The organism is Neisseria sp. P0016.S008, from assembly GCF_051957775.1.
Taxonomy (GTDB): Bacteria; Pseudomonadota; Gammaproteobacteria; order Burkholderiales; family Neisseriaceae; genus Neisseria; species Neisseria flavescens_B.
The window spans coordinates 23,958-39,296 of record NZ_JBQCWB010000004.1 but is presented as its reverse complement, the minus strand read 5'-3'; the positions used below and the strand labels follow the sequence as shown (position 1 = coordinate 39,296).

Genomic DNA, 15,339 nt, shown 5'->3' with positions numbered 1-15,339 from the left:
TTTGTTTTTGTAAGAAATGTATTTTGTCATTGCAGGGGCAGGTTAAAGTATTTTCGATATTCGTTTTCAGACGGCCTATGGAAATTTAAGTCAGGTTATATTCTATTTAATATATGCTAAATGAAATTTTAGAAATTGTTTTGAGTATTATTATAAATAAGTTAACGATATTGAGATGGTTATTGGATTGATTTGATTTTCCTATATTTCATGTCTACTAATAAAAGATTTATTTTTTATAGTTCTAAAGTATTATTAGCATGTAGAATTTGGTTTTAAGATTTGTAAACTTGATTTTAATCAAATTATTGCCGATAGATGATTCATATAATATAAGTGTTTAGAGTATCGATATATCGGGAATAGTCATGTCCTGTCTTGAAATGAAGTGCTTAAGTAGCATTTGGAAACGAATCCTTGTGCTGTTTACTGTGTTTTCTATGATGATAGTAAGCCTGCCTGCTTACGCAGAGCGCTTGCCTGATTTCTTGGCAAAAATTCAGCCTTCTGAAATTTTTCCTGGTGCTGATCGCTACGGCAAACCTGAAGGTAAGCCTTTGGTTGCTCGTGTATATAAAGGCGAAGAGCAGCTTGGTTTGGTTTATATCACGACTGATGTGGTCAATACGCGTGGTTATTCGAGTAAGCCGATTGATACAATGGTTGCATTGGCCAATGATGGCACTATTGCGGGAGCAAAATTGGTTGAACACCATGAGCCAATTATGCTGATCGGTATCCCGCAATCCCGTGTTGATAAATTCATTGACAAATATATCGGCTTAAATTTTATTAAAAACCCGCCTCAACCGGGTGTTGCGCCAGGGGATATTATTAGTGGTGCGACTGTAACCCTGATGGTCATCAATGACAGTATTCAGCGTTCTGTTAAGGCGGTAATCCATCAATATCATTTGGGTACTGATAAAGCAGTTCAAACCGATGCAGCAGCTGCTTCCGGCGAACAGTCTGCCGAACCTGCCGTTCAAACCCGTCCGCGTCGTGTTGCCAGTCAAGACAAACAAGATATCCTGTCATGGAATGCGCTTTTGGAACAAAAAGCCGTCGGTCATCTGCATATTTCTATCGACGAAATCAATAAACTGTTTGAGAAAAGCGGTAAAGCAGGTGTGGCAGATCATGCGGAGCAGGGCGATGGTAATGATACATTTATTGATCTGTATGTTGCCTTGGTCAGCCAACCTTCCATCGGTAAAAGTCTTTTAGGCGAAGCCGGCTGGAACAACCTGCAAAAACGTTTGAAACCTGGTCAAGAAGCCGTAATGGTGGCCGGCGAGGGTCGCTATTCTTGGAAAGGTTCGGGTTATGTTCGCGGCGGTATCTTTGACCGTATCGAAATGATTCAGGGCGATACCAGCTTCCGTTTTACTGATGCACAGCATGAGCGTGTGGTTGCTTTGGCAGCGGAAGGTGCACCTGCATTCAAAGAGGTATCTTGGTTCACAATCCCTGAGGGTGTGGAATTTGATGGTGCCGAGCCATGGCGTTTGCAATTGATGATTCAACGTGTATTGAGCGTTAACGATAAAGCTTTCGTAACTGCAGATTTGGATTACGAATTGCCAAAAGGCTACTACGTTGACGATCCTAAAGCACCGCCGGTTGAAATCAGCGCGCCGGTTGAGCAAGTTGCGGCTGCAGCTTCAGCTCCTGAAAGTACAGGTATTGCCGAAGATGCAACTGCCGGTGATGATGGTGTTTCCAACCAACTTTGGAAACAGGTTTGGAAAGCCAAACAAGGTCAAATTATTGTTGTCGGTATTGCTTTGACAATTCTCCTGTTGGTATTCCTGTTCCAAGACTGGATTGTACGTTACGAAAAATGGTATGACCGTTTCCGCCTCTGTTTCCTGATCTTTACGCTGTTTTATATCGGCTGGTATGCTCAGGCACAATTATCAGTAGTGAATACTTTGACGTTGTTCTCAGCCATTTTGACTGAGTTCCACTGGGAATTCTTCCTGATGGATCCGCTGGTATTTATTCTGTGGCTCTTTACAGCGGCGACCATGCTGTTGTGGAACCGCGGTACATTCTGTGGATGGCTGTGTCCTTTCGGTGCATTGCAAGAGTTAACCAACCGTATCGCCAAAAAATTGGGTCTGAAACAAATTACAGTACCACACTTGTTGCATACCCGTCTGAGTGCGATTAAATATGTAATTTTTTTCGCCTTGTTGGCAATTTCCCTGTACGATTTGGGTACGGCTGAAAAATTTGCTGAAATTGAGCCTTTCAAAACTGCAATCATTTTGAAATTTATGCGTGAATGGTGGTTTGTTCTGTTCGCTGCCGCTTTGCTGATCGCAGGCTTGTTTATCGAACGTTTCTTCTGCCGTTATCTGTGTCCTTTGGGTGCGGGTATCGCATTGCCGGGTCGCTTCCGTGTGTTTGACTGGCTGCGTCGCTATAAAATGTGTGGCAATCCTTGTCAGATTTGTACACACGAATGTCCGGTTCAGGCAATCGCACCTGAAGGTGACATTCATCCGAACGAATGTATCCAATGTCTGCATTGCCAGGTAATGTATCACCACGATACGCGTTGCCCTCAAGTAGTGGCAACGAATAAGAAAAAACAAAAGCAAGCGGCGGCAAAATCTGAGCAGCACGATGCGGCAGTAGCGCAAAATGCTCAAGAACAAGTTGTTCAGTTTGTTAAAAAAGAATCAGCAATCAGTGTTGACAAGTAGTAATTTATAAATAAAAAAGAGGGCTGTATCGGCAGCCCGACTTAGAAATTTTTTCATCGGCAGGCCGTCTGAAAAAAATCGGCCGCCGGATTTTATCCAAGGAGTGTCGTATGTCAGACGAAAAATTAGAACAAAACGGCTTAAGCCGTCGTTCATTCTTAGGTACTGCCGCTGCTTCCGGTGCAGGTATTGCCGGTGCCGGTTTGTTGGGCTTGGCCGGTTGCTCTAACGGTGAGGGTGATAAAGCTGCCGCTTCTGGCGCAGCTCCTGCTGAGAAAGCAGCAGCTCATTCTGCCGAACCGGGTAAACAAACTTCCGAAGTAGGTCCAGGCGAGCTTGACCAATACTACGGTTTCCTGTCAGGCGGTCAATCAGGCGAAATGCGCTTGATCGGTGTACCTTCTATGCGTGAGTTGATGCGTATCCCTGTATTCAATATGGACAGCGCTACCGGTTGGGGTCGTACCAACGAAAGCTTGCGTATTTTGAATGAAAAAATTACGCCGGAAACTCGTAAATTCCTGCAAGACAGTGGTCTGCGTTGTTACCCTAACGGCGACTTGCACCACCCGCACTTGTCTTTTACCGATCAGACTTACGACGGCCGCTATGCATATGCCAACGATAAAGCAAACAACCGTGTTTGCCGTATCCGCTTGGATGTGATGAAAACCGATAAAATCGTTGAAATTCCAAATGTTTCGGGTGTCCACGGTCTGCGTCCTCAACGCTATCCGAAAACCGGTTACGTATTTGCCAACGGCGAGCATATCGTTCCTGTTGACGGCGTAGGCAAATGGGATGATCCTAAAACTTGGAATGCCGTTTATACTGCAGTTGACGGCGAAACCATGGACATCGCATGGCAAGTATTGGTAGACGGTAACTTGGACAACGGCGATGCCGACTACCAAGGTAAATACTCTTTCTCTACCTGCTATAACTCTGAGCGCGCTCTGACTGTACAAGGTGCATCTTCTAACGAACAAGACTGGTGTGTGGTATTTAACCTGGCCGCCATCGAAGAAGGCATCAAAAAAGGCGACTTCAAAGAAGTTAACGGCGTGAAAATGTTGGATGGTCGTGCGGAAGCCAACTCTCCATACACTCGTTACATCCCGGTTCCTAACTCTCCTCACGGTTGTAATGCAAGCCCTGACGGCAAGTACATCATGCTCAACGGTAAACTGTCTCCAACCGTTACCGTATTGGATGTTAGCAAACTGGATGACTTGTTTGCAGGCAAAATCAAAGAGCGTGATGTTGTCGTAGCCGAGCCTCAACTGGGTCTTGGCCCATTACACACTGCATTTGACGGTCGCGGCAATGCTTATACAACATTGTTTATCGACAGCCAAATGGTGAAATGGAACATCGACGATGCGATTAAAGCCTACAAAGGCGAGAAAATCGATCCGATTAAACAAAAACTTGACGTTCACTATCAACCTGGCCACAACCACACTACCATGGGCGAAACCAAAGAAGCTGATGGTAAATGGTTGGTATCTTTGAACAAGTTCTCTAAAGACCGCTTCTTGAATGCCGGTCCTTTGAAACCTGAGTGTGACCAATTGATCGACATCTCCGGCGACGAAATGCGTCTGGTGCACGACAATCCGACTTTTGCCGAACCACACGACTTGTGCTTGGTTGCTGCGTCTAAAGTGAACCCAAGCAAAACTTGGGACCGCAAAGACCCATGGTTCTGGCAAGAAGCTTTGGAACAAGCTCAAAAAGACGGTGTTGAGCTGGAAAAAGCTGCCAAAGTCGTACGCGAAGGCAACAAAGTACGCGTATACATGACTGCCGTTGCGCCTGCTTACAGCATTCCTCAATTTGAAGTGAATCAAGGCGACGAAGTGACTGTATATGTAACCAACGTTGAGACCATTGAGGACTTGACTCACGGCTTCACTTTGGAAGGCTATGGTATCGCTATGGAGATTGGCCCGCAAGCAACATCTTCTGTAACCTTCAAAGCAGTCCGTCCAGGCGTACACTGGTACTACTGCCAATGGTTCTGCCACGCATTGCACATGGAAATGTCAGGCCAAATGATTGTTAAACCAAAATAATTTTGGTTGGATGATTTAATCCTTCAGGCCGTCTGAAAAGACATTTTTTCAGACGGCCTTTATAGCAAAGCTGTTTGTCTGCAGATATTGCAATGAGATATAAGCCATCATCAGACAGCTTTGCTATAACATCAAAATACCTGTTTCTGCATATGTTTACCGTGTAGAAAACAGGCCGTCTGAAACAGAGATATGATTATGACGCACACACAAATCCATCGTTCCAAATGGCAACGTGCCGCACTCGTATTGCTGCTTGGCAGTATGGTTCAGACGGCCTTTGCCGCAGTCATCAACGTATCCGCACAAGACAATCTCAATGATGCTTTAGCGCGCGCCCAAGCCGGCGATACGCTCAAGCTTGCCTCCGGTACATACAAGACCAAACTCTATATCGACAAACCGATTACCATTGAAGGTCCGGCCGACCGCTCCGCCAAGATTGTTGGCGACAGGAGCGGGCGTACCATTGCCGTTCATGCGCCTGACGTGACTCTGCGCAATCTGACAGTCTCAAATTCTGGCTTGAGTCTGCCGGCCATGGATGCAGGGATTTATCTTGAGGAAACGGCTCCGCGTGCATTGGTTGAACACAATAATATCTTGGACAACTCTGTCGGCGTGTACATCCATGGCGCGGCAGAATCGATGGTGCGAGAAAATAAGATTGTCGGGGAAGCCACATTGCGCGTGAATGAGCGCGGTAATGGCGTAACGGTTTGGAATGCGCCGGGCGCGCAAGTTGTCGACAACGATATTTCCAAAGGCCGTGACGGTATTTTCTCCAATACCAGTACAAACAACACCTATAAAGGCAATCGTTTCAGTGATTTGCGTTTTGCAGTGCATTATATGTACACCAACGACAGCGAGATCAGCAACAACATCTCCGTCGGCAACAATATGGGCTATGTGTTGATGTTCTCAGAGCGTCTTAAAGTGTATGGCAATATCGCTGTGGGCAGCCGTGACCAAGGCATCATGCTCAACTACGTCAACTATTCCGATATTAACGACAACATTATCAATAAAGCCGGTAAATGCGTATTCGCCTATAACGCCAACTTCAATAAAATTTTTGACAACCATTTTGAAAACTGTCAAATCGGTATTCACTTTACCGCGGCTATTGAAGGCACAAGCCTGTTTAATAATTCGTTTATCAACAACGAAAGCCAAGTCAAATACGTCAGCACCCGTTTCCTTGATTGGGGAGAGGGCGGACGAGGCAATTATTGGAGCGACAACAGCACATTCGACCTTGATGGCGATGGTTTTGGCGACAACGCCTATCGACCGAACGGCATCATCGACCAAATCATTTGGCGCGCGCCCGTGTCCCGTCTGCTGATGAACAGTCCTGCCGTCAGCATTGTCAAATGGGCGCAATCTCAGTTCCCCGCTATTTTGCCGGGCGGCGTCATCGACAGTAAGCCATTGATGAAACCGATCAGCAACAAAACAAGCACCAAATACGAAGCCATGAAGGATGAGCTGTTGCACGAAGCCAATACGCGCCAATCCGATTGGAGCGATGCCGAAAACGGATCTTTGAATTAAACATGTTTTCAGACGGCCTTTTGAATGAGGCCGTCTGAAACGGCACAAAGGAATTATTCATGACCAACCACGTCGAATTAAGAAACGTGACCAAACAATTCGGCAGTCAAAAAGCCGTCAACCAAGTCGATTTAGTCCTCAAAGCAGGCGAAAGTGTCGGCATGGCAGGGCATAACGGTGCAGGCAAATCCACCATCATGAAGCTGATACTCGGCCTGATTACACCGACCGAAGGCGAAGTCATGTTGCTGGGCGAGCGTACCGGCAGCAAGGCAGGCGCACTGCTTCGCAGTCAAATCGGCTACCTGCCTGAAACCGTCGCGCTTCATCCTTCATTGACCGGCATTGAAACCATGGATTTCTATGCCAAGCTGAAAAAACAGCCCTTGAGTAAAAACCGTGAGTTGTTGGAACGCGTCGGCATTTCTCAAGCTGCACGTCGCCGTGTCGGCACTTACTCCAAAGGTATGCGCCAGCGTCTCGCTTTGGCACAAGCCTTGTTGGGCGAGCCTAAAGTCTTATTGTTTGACGAACCGACCACAGGCCTTGACCCGGCTTCACGCCAAATGTTTTACGAAGTCGTGCGCGAACTGAATGGACGCGGTGCGACCGTATTGCTCAGCACGCACGCGCTTGCCGAACTCGATGGCCACGCCGACCGCATTATCGTCATGAAAAACGGCGTGAAAGTTGCCGATGGCAGCATGGATGAGTTGCATGTTCAAAGCGGTTTGCCGTTGACCGTCAATGTCCGTTTGAAAGAAGCGCGTCAGTTGAGCGAGCGTTGGCAGCCGCTTTCAGACGGCCTGTCGTATAAAGCGCAATGTAAAGCCGAAGAGCGTATGGGACTTTTGAGCGAATTGGGTGATTTGGGCAACCTTGCCTATATCGATATCCATACCCCGACACTTGACGATATGTACGCACAATTCTTAAAAAGGGAAGACGTATGAACCCCGTTTGGATTATTACCGGCAAAGAAGTCCGCGACAGCCTGCGCAACCGTTGGGTACTCGCCGCCGCACTCCTGCTTGCCGCGCTTGCCCTGTCATTGGGTTTCCTGGGCAGCTCACCTACCGGTACAGTCAAAGTCGATCCGTTGACCGTTACCGTTGTCAGCCTCTCCAGTCTGTCGATTTTCCTGATTCCGTTGATTGCGATGTTGCTCTCTTATGATGCGCTGATTGGCGAAATCGAACGCGGCACGATGGCGCTGTTGTTGAGCTATCCGATTTCGCGCAACCAAATCCTTGCCGGCAAATTTATCGGCCATCTCATCATCCTTGCCCTTGCTACTACGGCAGGCTACGGATTGGCAGGCATTACCCTTCAGCTTGCCAACGGCAGCTTTGACCTTGGCGCATGGAAACCTTTTGCCCTCCTGATTGTTGCCAGTGTGATTCTTGGTGCAGCCTTTTTGTCTATGGGTTATTTGATCAGCGCGAAAGTCAAAGAACGCGGTACTGCCGCCGGTATCGCCATCGGCGTATGGCTGTTTTTTGTGGTGATTTTCGATATGGCGCTTTTGGGTATTTTGGTTGCCGATACCGAACAAGTCATTACCGCGCCTGTTGTAGAAACCATTCTCTTGTTCAATCCTTCCGACATTTACCGTCTGCTCAACCTGACTGGTTATGAAAACACCGCGATGTACGCAGGTATGGCCGGTTTAAGCGATCAAATCAGCCTGACTATGCCGGTTTTGCTGACGGCGCAGGTATTATGGGTTATCATTCCTTTGGTCTTAGCCGCCTGGATTTTCGGAAAGAGACAAATATGAGAAAAATATTATTTACAGCATTCACCATCCTTGCTTTATCTGCTTGTAGTAAAGAGGAAAATACTCCTCCGCCTGCGCCCCAACAAATCAGCGACAGCGCAGTCGGGCATTACTGCAGCATGAATTTGACCGAACACAACGGCCCTAAAGCGCAAATCTTCTTGAACGGCAAACCTGACAAACCGGTTTGGTTTTCCACCATCAAGCAGATGTTCGGCTACACCAAACTGCCCGAAGAGCCTAAAGGCATTCATGCCATCTATGTTACCGATATGGGCAAAGTCAAAGATTGGGAAAAACCCAATGCCGACGCCGAATGGATAGATGCGAAAAAAGCCTATTACGTTATCGAAAGCAGCTTTATCGGCGGTATGGGTGCGGAAGACGCGCTTCCGTTTGCCGACAAGGCTCAGGCTGAAAAATTCGCCAAAGAAAAAGGCGGCAGGGTAGTCGGTTTTGCAGAGATGCCCGACGAATACATTTTCAAATAAACAACCAATAAAGGCCGTCTGAAACAGTTTCAGACGGCCTTTGTGTTGGAAGCTGCCGATTGATGATTTAATGAATGCAGCTTTCAATGTAAAGATAAAAAACCAAGGAATACTTTATGTCCACTCCGTTAACGCGCCGCCGTTTCCTTGCTATCGCCGCTACACTTGCCGCCGGTGTCGGCATTCCTTTTGCCATCAGCCGCAAAACTAATCAACCGACTCATCCGACCAGCCCAAATCAAGAAGAGCAGCCAGTTATTTGGAGAGGTATTGCATTGGGTTCGGGCGCGGAGTTGCGTTTGTTCGGCGTTGAGCGCAAGCAGGCAGAAATATTGGTCAACAAAGTATTGGCAGAAGTTTTACGGTTGGAAAAAATCTTCAGCCTGTATCGGGACGACAGCCTGATCAGCCGTTTAAACCGAGAAGGCCGTCTGAAAAATCCGCCATCCGATTTTTTGCAGCTGCTCAGCATCAGTCGAGATATTCATCAGCTGACACAGGGTGCATTTGATCCCAGCATTCAGCCTTTGTGGAATCTGTATGCCGACCATTTCAGGCGAAACCCCAAAACCGAAACACCGCCGTCCGAACGCAGTATCAAAGACACGCTCAAATTAGTGGATTTCAACAAAGTCGATTTTGATACCAAAGAAATCCGTTTTGCCCAAAAAGGCATGGGCTTGTCACTCAACGGCATTGCGCAGGGCTATATCACTGATAAAGTAGTTGAATTGTTAAAGCAGCAAGGCGTTACCCAGGCATTGATTGATATGGGGGAAATTTACGGCTTTGATAATGCCAACCAGCGCGAGTGGAATGTCAGCATTCGCAATCCCGACCAAGAAGACCAAATCCTGACCACCATTGCCATGAAAAACCAAGCCTTTGCCACATCGGGCGGCTATGGCACGGTAATGGACGAAGCTGGCAAATTTACCCATCTTTTTGATCCGCGTACAGGCGGAAGCCAACCGCGTTATAAAAGCATGAGCGTCATGGCGGAGAGTGCGGCGGTTGCCGATGCTTTTTCCACTGCATTCTCCATTATGGATGAGGCGTCCATCCGTACTGCGGCTCAAGTTAAAAAGGCACAGGTTTGGCTGGTGATGCCGAATAATGAATTGAAGAAGATTGGAGGCTGAGGGGAAGGGGGGGCCTTGATTGCGGTTTTGACTATGTGTCTAGTGCAGGGAAGGCTTGATTGCTGAAAAAATGGAAGATAAAAAAGAAGGGCTGCCCAAGGGGCAACCCTGAAACTCTTGCAGCTGGGAGTAATTAGCAAGAGATTACGACACTTAAAACAAAAATTCACTCATTTCAAAGCACGAAGCTTTAATATCTAAGCAATACGGTATTTCGACCGCTCAAACCCCTTCGATACGGAGAAACACAACATACATGGAAAATCCGACAAAGTGGTTTGAAGCAATTCAGATGAACGGTCTGTAATGCAGATAACCGGATGTCTTTAGATGAGCGGTATAATATCAGGATAAACGGAACATTACTAGTGAATATTATAAAAAAGTAGAATAATTCATTTAGTGATTGATTATATTGAATAAAAACATGATTTTTTATTGAACTTTTTTACAACATATTGATTTGGTTTAAAAAGGGAATTGTGTAAGTATTTGGCGTTAATCAAAAAACGTGTTTTGAGCTTTGGGAAGAGATAATCAATAGAAAAAGGCCGTCTGAATGTTCAGACGGCCTTTTTTCAAAAAGTTACTTATTTGGTTGCAGAAGCAGTAGAAGCAGCTTCGGCTTGAGCACCTGCAGCTGCGTTTTTACCCCATGCAGCAGGATATTTGTAACCGGCAAAGCGTTTTTGTGCGTAGGCTTTGAACTCGTCAGAGTTGTAGGCTTCGGTTACATCTTTCAGCCATTGGCTGTCTTTGTCGGCAGTGCGGACGGCAGACCAGTTAACGTAGGCAAAGCTTGGCTCTTGGAACAGGGCTTCAGTCAGTTTCATGCCGCTGCTCATGGCGTAGTTGCCGTTAACGATGGCAAAGTCAACGTCGGCACGGCTGCGTGGCAGTTGGGCGGCTTCAAGTTCTACGATTTGGATGTTTTTTGGATTTTCGGCAATATCGTTTTTAGAGGCAGTTAGCGGATCAACGTCGGCTTTTAGTTTAATCCAGCCCAATTCGTTCAACATAACCAATGCACGGGCAAAGTTGGACGGGTCGTTAGGTGCAGAAACGCTGACGCCGTCTTTCACTTCGTCCAAAGATTTCAGTTTGCCAGGGTATAGGCCCAAAGGTGCAGTCGGTACTTGGAAGGCTTCAACGATGTCCAGTTTGTGTTCTTTTTTGAAGTCGTCCAGATAAGGTTTATGTTGGAAGATGTTGATGTCCAATTCGCCTTCAGCCAAAGCAAGGTTGGGGCGCACATAGTCGGTGAACTCGATCAGTTTGACTTTATAGCCTTTTTTCTCCAAAGCCGGTTGGATTTGGTCTTTTACCATATCGCCGAAGTCGCCGACGGTTGTACCGAAGACGATTTCTTTTTTCTCTGCGCCGTTGTTGGCAGAAGAAGCGGCAGAAGCAGCAGGCGCGCTGTCTTTTTGACCGCCGCAGGCAGCCAGTACGATGGCCAGCGTAGCGACTGAAAGGGTTTTGAAGAATGTGTTGGTTTGCATATTTTGCTCCTGATGGATGATAAAACGGTTTCAGACAGCCTCAAGCTGCTGCCGTCAAAAAAAGAGGGATTGTAAATCTATTTTGGAAATATGAGGATGTTTTTTGTGAATTTATTTGGAATATATATCCTAATATGTTCTAAATAGATAACAGGCCGTCTGAAAAATAGTAAGTCCATTTCAGACGACCCGGCATGTTTAACGTTTATCCAGTTTGCGTGCCAATCTGTTGCCGATACCTTGAATCAGGATAACGAGTAAAACCAGGATGGCAACGATGAAGATGATGACTTCCATTTGATAGCGGTAGTAGCCGTAACGGATGGCAAGGTCGCCCAAGCCGCCACCGCCAATCATGCCTGCCGCCGCGCTGTATGACAGAAGGCCGATAGCCAGTACGGTAATGCTAGAAACCATACCTGCGCGCGCTTCATTTAAAAGCACTTTGCAGATGATGCTCATGGGCGAGGCACCCATTGCGGAGGCCGCTTCAATCACGCCTCTGGGTACTTCGCGTAGGTTTTGCTCGACCAGACGGGCGAAGTAGAATAGGCCGGATACGCTCAATACCAATGAGGCGGCAACAGGGCCGATGGTCGTACCGATGATGGCGCGTGTAACAGGAATCATGGCAATCATCAGGATGACGAAAGGGAATGCGCGCATCAGGTTGACCAGGTTGTCAAAAAATAAATTCAGCTGTTTGTTGTAGTGCAACTGATGACTTGACGTCACAAACAGCAATACGCCCAAAATCGTACCGAAGATAACGGCAAAAGTAGTCGATAGGCCGACCATAATAAAGGTTTCGCCCAAGGCTTGGATAATTTCGCCCTTCATGCTGACGATGGTCTCAACAGCACTTTCAAATGTTAAATCTGCCATATTAGTCCTCTCGAATCAGCTCTTGCCCGATTTCGGATTGGGCATGGATTTGGTTGCCGTGTACTTCAACGATTTCCAACAGACGGCCTTTGTCCAAGAGGGCGGCACGGTCACACAGGCGGCGGATAACGCTCATTTCGTGGGTAACGATGACGATGGTTACGTTGAAACGTCGGTTGATGTCTTCCAAACACTTCAAAACGCTGCGCGTAGTGGCAGGGTCGAGGGCGGAAGTGGGTTCGTCGGCGAGGATGACTTGAGGTTGCGGCGCCAGCGCGCGGGCAATGCCGACACGTTGTTTTTGACCGCCGGAAAGTTGGGACGGGTAATGGTTGGCACGGTCTTGCAAATCGACGATTTCCAAACATTCTTCAACACGCGCTTGGATTTTTTTAGACGGCCATTTGGCAATTTCTAAAGGAAAAGCGACGTTTTCGGCAACGGTACGGTTGCTCAATAGGTTGAACTGTTGGAATACCATGCCGATGTTTTGTCGGGCGTGGCGCAGTTGCGTGGCGTTGAGCGCGGTCAGTTCTTGGCCGCACACGCTGACGGTACCTGTATCCGGACGTTCCAATAAGTTAATCAGACGCAACAGGGTGGATTTGCCTGCACCGGAGTAGCCCATTAGGCCAAAGATTTCCCCCTGTTTGATTTCGAGGCTGGTCGGCTCGACGGCGACAAAGTCTTTTTTGTCGCGTGTTTGATAGTGTTTGGAAACGTGATCCAGAATAATCATGGTTTATCCGTGTTTTCTTTAATTCGTGTGGCCATCAGGGTGTGCAGACGGCGGTTGTCGGCGCGTGCGACGGTAAATTGCAGGCTGCCGATGATGACTTTTTCGCCGCGCACGGGCAGATGTCCCAACTCTTGAATGACCAGGCCGCCGATGGTGTCGGCTTCTTCGCTGCTGTATTCCGTACCAAAGAAGGTGTTGATGTCTTCGATTTCGGTAGCGGCGTGGATGCGCCAGCGTTCGGAAGAAACGGCATGGATATTGTCGGCGCTGTCGTCTTCGTCAAACTCGTCTTCGATTTCGCCGACGATTTGCTCGATGATGTCTTCAAAGGTGACCAAACCGGATGTGCCGCCGTATTCATCGATGACAATCGCCATGTGGTTGCGCTGTTCGCGGAACTCTTTTAAAAGGGCGGTCAAAGATTTGCCTTCGGGAACGAAAACGGCAGGGCGCAAGACGGATTTCAGGTGGAACTGCTCGGGGTTGAACATATATTTGAGCAGGTCTTTGGCGTGCAAAATGCCCAAAACTTCGTCTTTGTCTTCGCCGATGACGGGGAAACGCGAATGGGCGGTTTCGATGACGTAGGCCGTGATGCGCTCGATGCTGTCGTTTTCTTTCAATACGTTCATGCGGCTGCGCGTAATCATCGCATCGCGCACTTCCAGCTCGGCAAAGTCCAATACTTTTTCCAGCCGGGTCAGTGTGTCGGCGTCAAAAACTTCCTGCTCGTGCGCTTGGCGCAACAGGGTCAATACGTCTTCGGCGGAGTCGGGCTCGCCGGCAAGTCGGGAGATTAGGCGTTCGAAAAACTTGGGTTTCGACTGCGTACCGTCCATTTTAATATTCGTCCTCTTGGTAGGGGTTGGGGAAGCCTGCCGCCAGCATCAGGCGGATTTCTTCGGCTTCCATTATTTCGGCTTCATCGTCTTCGATGTGGTCGTAGCCCATCAGGTGTAAAGTACCGTGTATGGTCAGGTGGGCAAAATGCTGCTCGGGTGTTTTGCCTTGTTCGGCGGCTTCTTTCAAAACCACTTGCGGGCAAATCACCAAATCGCCATACAGGCCGTCTGAAAACTGGTCGGGCAGGATTTCGCCTTCGTTGAGCGCGAAACTCAATACATTGGTGGCGTAATCTTTGCCGCGGTAGTCGCGGTTGTAGGCGCGGGCTTCTTCTTCGTCGAGAAGAATCAGGCTGATGTCTGCGTGGCGGTATTCGTTTTTCAAGGCAGACCACGCCCAGCGGTAGAAGTCGTTCTCTGAAGGAAGGTTGGCGGCGGAAGAAGCGTTTTCAAAGTTCAAATGAAAACGTTGCCGCTGTAAGGATAAAAAAGGATATTGTTTGGCGCGTTTCATGTTGTCCGGAAAATTTGGTTTTTAGGCGTAAATATAACATATTCACCCCCATGCCGTCTGAAAAACCGCCCAAAATATGATAGACTTCATGCCGTTTTCCATCTTTCAGGCAACCATTATGAACCCGAAAAAACTCGTTATCGCCAGTCGCGAAAGCCTGCTTGCCATGTGGCAGGCAAAACATATCCAAGGCCGTCTGAAAGCCCTGTATCCCGATTGCGAAGTCGAGATTTTGGGCATGACTACGCGTGGCGACCAGATTTTGGACAGAACTTTGTCAAAAGTTGGCGGTAAAGGCTTGTTTGTCAAAGAGTTGGAACAGGCTTTGTATGACGGTCGAGCCGACTTGGCCGTGCATTCGATTAAAGACGTACCGATGGATTTGCCTGAAGGTTTCGCGCTTGCAGCCATCGGCGAACGCGCCAATCCGTTTGACGCGTTTGTGTCCAACCAATACGCGCGTTTGGAAGAAATGCCTAAAGGTGCCATCGTCGGTACATCCAGCCTGCGCCGCGAAGCCCAGTTGCGTGCACGCTATCCTCATTTGGTTATCAAACCTTTGCGCGGTAATGTGCAAACCCGTTTATCCAAACTCGATAACGGCGAATATGACGCGATTATCTTGGCTGCCGCCGGTTTGCAGCGTCTGGAATTGGACGAACGCATCCGCATGATTTTGTCGGAATCCGACAGCCTGCCTGCCGCCGGACAAGGTGCATTGGGTATTGAAATTGCAGCGCATCGCGAAGATTTGTACGAAGTCTTAAAGCCGTTGAACCACGATACCACACACGCCTGCGTTACGGCCGAACGTGCGTTGGCGCGCGCTTTGGGCGGAAGCTGCCAAGTGCCGCTGGCCGCATATTGCACTGAAGAAAACGGCTTGCTGACCTTGCGCGGCTTGGTCGGTCATCCTGACGGTTCGGTCATTTTGCAGGCGGACGCGCAAGCTCCAGCCGAATACGCCGATGCTTTGGGTCGCGCTGTCGCCAAAAAACTGGCAGATGATGGTGCGGAAGAATTGATTGCCGCCGTATTGCAAGAACAGGCTTAAAACAGCATAGATAATTTTAAAAGGCCGTCTGAAACTTT

Annotated in this window: 13 protein-coding genes; 8 read left to right on the top strand and 5 right to left on the bottom strand. The window is 48.0% G+C overall.

Going from position 1 to position 15,339, the window contains the following annotated elements:
* The first annotated feature begins 440 nt into the window (after window positions 1-440).
* The 7 genes from ACTHS8_RS06165 (at window position 441) to ACTHS8_RS06135 (ending at window position 9,765) form a co-directional block, all read left to right on the top strand.
* Window positions 441-2,714 (top strand): 4Fe-4S binding protein, encoded by a 2,274-nt coding sequence (locus tag ACTHS8_RS06165; RefSeq protein ID WP_440373261.1) that lies wholly within the window; start codon window positions 441-443, stop codon window positions 2,712-2,714.
* Between the two features lie 110 nt (window positions 2,715-2,824).
* Window positions 2,825-4,792 (top strand): TAT-dependent nitrous-oxide reductase, encoded by a 1,968-nt coding sequence (gene nosZ, locus ACTHS8_RS06160; RefSeq protein WP_254342447.1) that lies wholly within the window; start codon window positions 2,825-2,827, stop codon window positions 4,790-4,792.
* A gap of 198 nt (window positions 4,793-4,990) precedes the next feature.
* Window positions 4,991-6,352, top strand: a complete 1,362-nt coding sequence (locus ACTHS8_RS06155; RefSeq protein ID WP_440373260.1) for a nitrous oxide reductase family maturation protein NosD — start codon at window positions 4,991-4,993, stop codon at window positions 6,350-6,352.
* A gap of 59 nt (window positions 6,353-6,411) precedes the next feature.
* Complete coding sequence (locus tag ACTHS8_RS06150) at window positions 6,412-7,305, top strand: ABC transporter ATP-binding protein (protein WP_188209882.1); 894 nt, start codon at window positions 6,412-6,414, stop codon at window positions 7,303-7,305.
* Window positions 7,302-8,132, top strand: coding sequence for an ABC transporter permease (locus tag ACTHS8_RS06145; RefSeq protein ID WP_440373259.1), 831 nt, complete (start codon window positions 7,302-7,304; stop codon window positions 8,130-8,132). The genes ACTHS8_RS06150 and ACTHS8_RS06145 overlap by 4 nt, the downstream gene beginning before the upstream one ends.
* On the top strand, window positions 8,129-8,623 hold the full coding sequence (locus ACTHS8_RS06140; RefSeq protein ID WP_254323188.1) for a nitrous oxide reductase accessory protein NosL: 495 nt from the start codon (window positions 8,129-8,131) through the stop codon (window positions 8,621-8,623). Before ACTHS8_RS06145 ends, ACTHS8_RS06140 begins: the two co-directional genes overlap by 4 nt.
* Before the next feature lie 116 nt (window positions 8,624-8,739).
* The gene (locus tag ACTHS8_RS06135; RefSeq protein WP_440373258.1) at window positions 8,740-9,765 is read left to right on the top strand and encodes an FAD:protein FMN transferase; all 1,026 of its coding nucleotides are present in this window, start codon (window positions 8,740-8,742) and stop codon (window positions 9,763-9,765) included.
* A 590-nt stretch (window positions 9,766-10,355) separates the two neighbouring features.
* Here the strand turns inward: ACTHS8_RS06135 and ACTHS8_RS06130 are convergent.
* The 5 genes from ACTHS8_RS06130 to ybeY form a co-directional block, all read right to left on the bottom strand.
* Window positions 10,356-11,267 (bottom strand): MetQ/NlpA family ABC transporter substrate-binding protein, encoded by a 912-nt coding sequence (locus tag ACTHS8_RS06130; protein ID WP_440373257.1) that lies wholly within the window; start codon window positions 11,265-11,267, stop codon window positions 10,356-10,358.
* A 198-nt stretch (window positions 11,268-11,465) separates the two neighbouring features.
* Window positions 11,466-12,152 carry a methionine ABC transporter permease gene (locus ACTHS8_RS06125; RefSeq protein WP_440373256.1) on the bottom strand — a complete coding sequence of 229 codons (687 nt, stop codon included), beginning with the start codon at window positions 12,150-12,152 and terminating at the stop codon, window positions 11,466-11,468.
* Window position 12,153: 1 nt separating this feature from the next.
* Window positions 12,154-12,891, bottom strand: a complete 738-nt coding sequence (locus ACTHS8_RS06120; RefSeq protein ID WP_003679393.1) for a methionine ABC transporter ATP-binding protein — start codon at window positions 12,889-12,891, stop codon at window positions 12,154-12,156.
* Window positions 12,888-13,730, bottom strand: coding sequence for an HlyC/CorC family transporter (locus ACTHS8_RS06115; RefSeq protein WP_070589562.1), 843 nt, complete (start codon window positions 13,728-13,730; stop codon window positions 12,888-12,890). Before ACTHS8_RS06115 ends, ACTHS8_RS06120 begins: the two co-directional genes overlap by 4 nt.
* Window position 13,731: 1 nt before the next feature.
* Window positions 13,732-14,247 carry an rRNA maturation RNase YbeY gene (ybeY, locus tag ACTHS8_RS06110; protein ID WP_440373255.1) on the bottom strand — a complete coding sequence of 172 codons (516 nt, stop codon included), beginning with the start codon at window positions 14,245-14,247 and terminating at the stop codon, window positions 13,732-13,734.
* Between the two features lie 118 nt (window positions 14,248-14,365).
* Here ybeY and hemC point away from each other — a divergent pair, with 118 nt between their 5' ends.
* Window positions 14,366-15,301 carry a hydroxymethylbilane synthase gene (hemC, locus tag ACTHS8_RS06105; RefSeq protein ID WP_141745143.1) on the top strand — a complete coding sequence of 312 codons (936 nt, stop codon included), beginning with the start codon at window positions 14,366-14,368 and terminating at the stop codon, window positions 15,299-15,301.
* Window positions 15,302-15,339 lie beyond the last annotated feature (38 nt).

Excerpts from the sequence above, each read along its gene's own strand:
- ACTHS8_RS06165 (WP_440373261.1), top strand. The coding sequence starts at position 441 with ATGATGATAGTAAGCCTGCCTGCTTACGCAGAGCGCTTGCCTGATTTC.
- nosZ (WP_254342447.1), top strand. The coding sequence starts at position 2,825 with ATGTCAGACGAAAAATTAGAACAAAACGGCTTAAGCCGTCGTTCATTC.
- ACTHS8_RS06155 (WP_440373260.1), top strand. The coding sequence starts at position 4,991 with ATGACGCACACACAAATCCATCGTTCCAAATGGCAACGTGCCGCACTC.
- ACTHS8_RS06150 (WP_188209882.1), top strand. The coding sequence starts at position 6,412 with ATGACCAACCACGTCGAATTAAGAAACGTGACCAAACAATTCGGCAGT.
- ACTHS8_RS06145 (WP_440373259.1), top strand. The coding sequence starts at position 7,302 with ATGAACCCCGTTTGGATTATTACCGGCAAAGAAGTCCGCGACAGCCTG.
- ACTHS8_RS06140 (WP_254323188.1), top strand. The coding sequence starts at position 8,129 with ATGAGAAAAATATTATTTACAGCATTCACCATCCTTGCTTTATCTGCT.
- ACTHS8_RS06135 (WP_440373258.1), top strand. The coding sequence starts at position 8,740 with ATGTCCACTCCGTTAACGCGCCGCCGTTTCCTTGCTATCGCCGCTACA.
- ACTHS8_RS06130 (WP_440373257.1), bottom strand. The coding sequence starts at position 11,267 with ATGCAAACCAACACATTCTTCAAAACCCTTTCAGTCGCTACGCTGGCC.
- ACTHS8_RS06125 (WP_440373256.1), bottom strand. The coding sequence starts at position 12,152 with ATGGCAGATTTAACATTTGAAAGTGCTGTTGAGACCATCGTCAGCATG.
- ACTHS8_RS06120 (WP_003679393.1), bottom strand. The coding sequence starts at position 12,891 with ATGATTATTCTGGATCACGTTTCCAAACACTATCAAACACGCGACAAA.
- ACTHS8_RS06115 (WP_070589562.1), bottom strand. The coding sequence starts at position 13,730 with ATGGACGGTACGCAGTCGAAACCCAAGTTTTTCGAACGCCTAATCTCC.
- ybeY (WP_440373255.1), bottom strand. The coding sequence starts at position 14,247 with ATGAAACGCGCCAAACAATATCCTTTTTTATCCTTACAGCGGCAACGT.
- hemC (WP_141745143.1), top strand. The coding sequence starts at position 14,366 with ATGAACCCGAAAAAACTCGTTATCGCCAGTCGCGAAAGCCTGCTTGCC.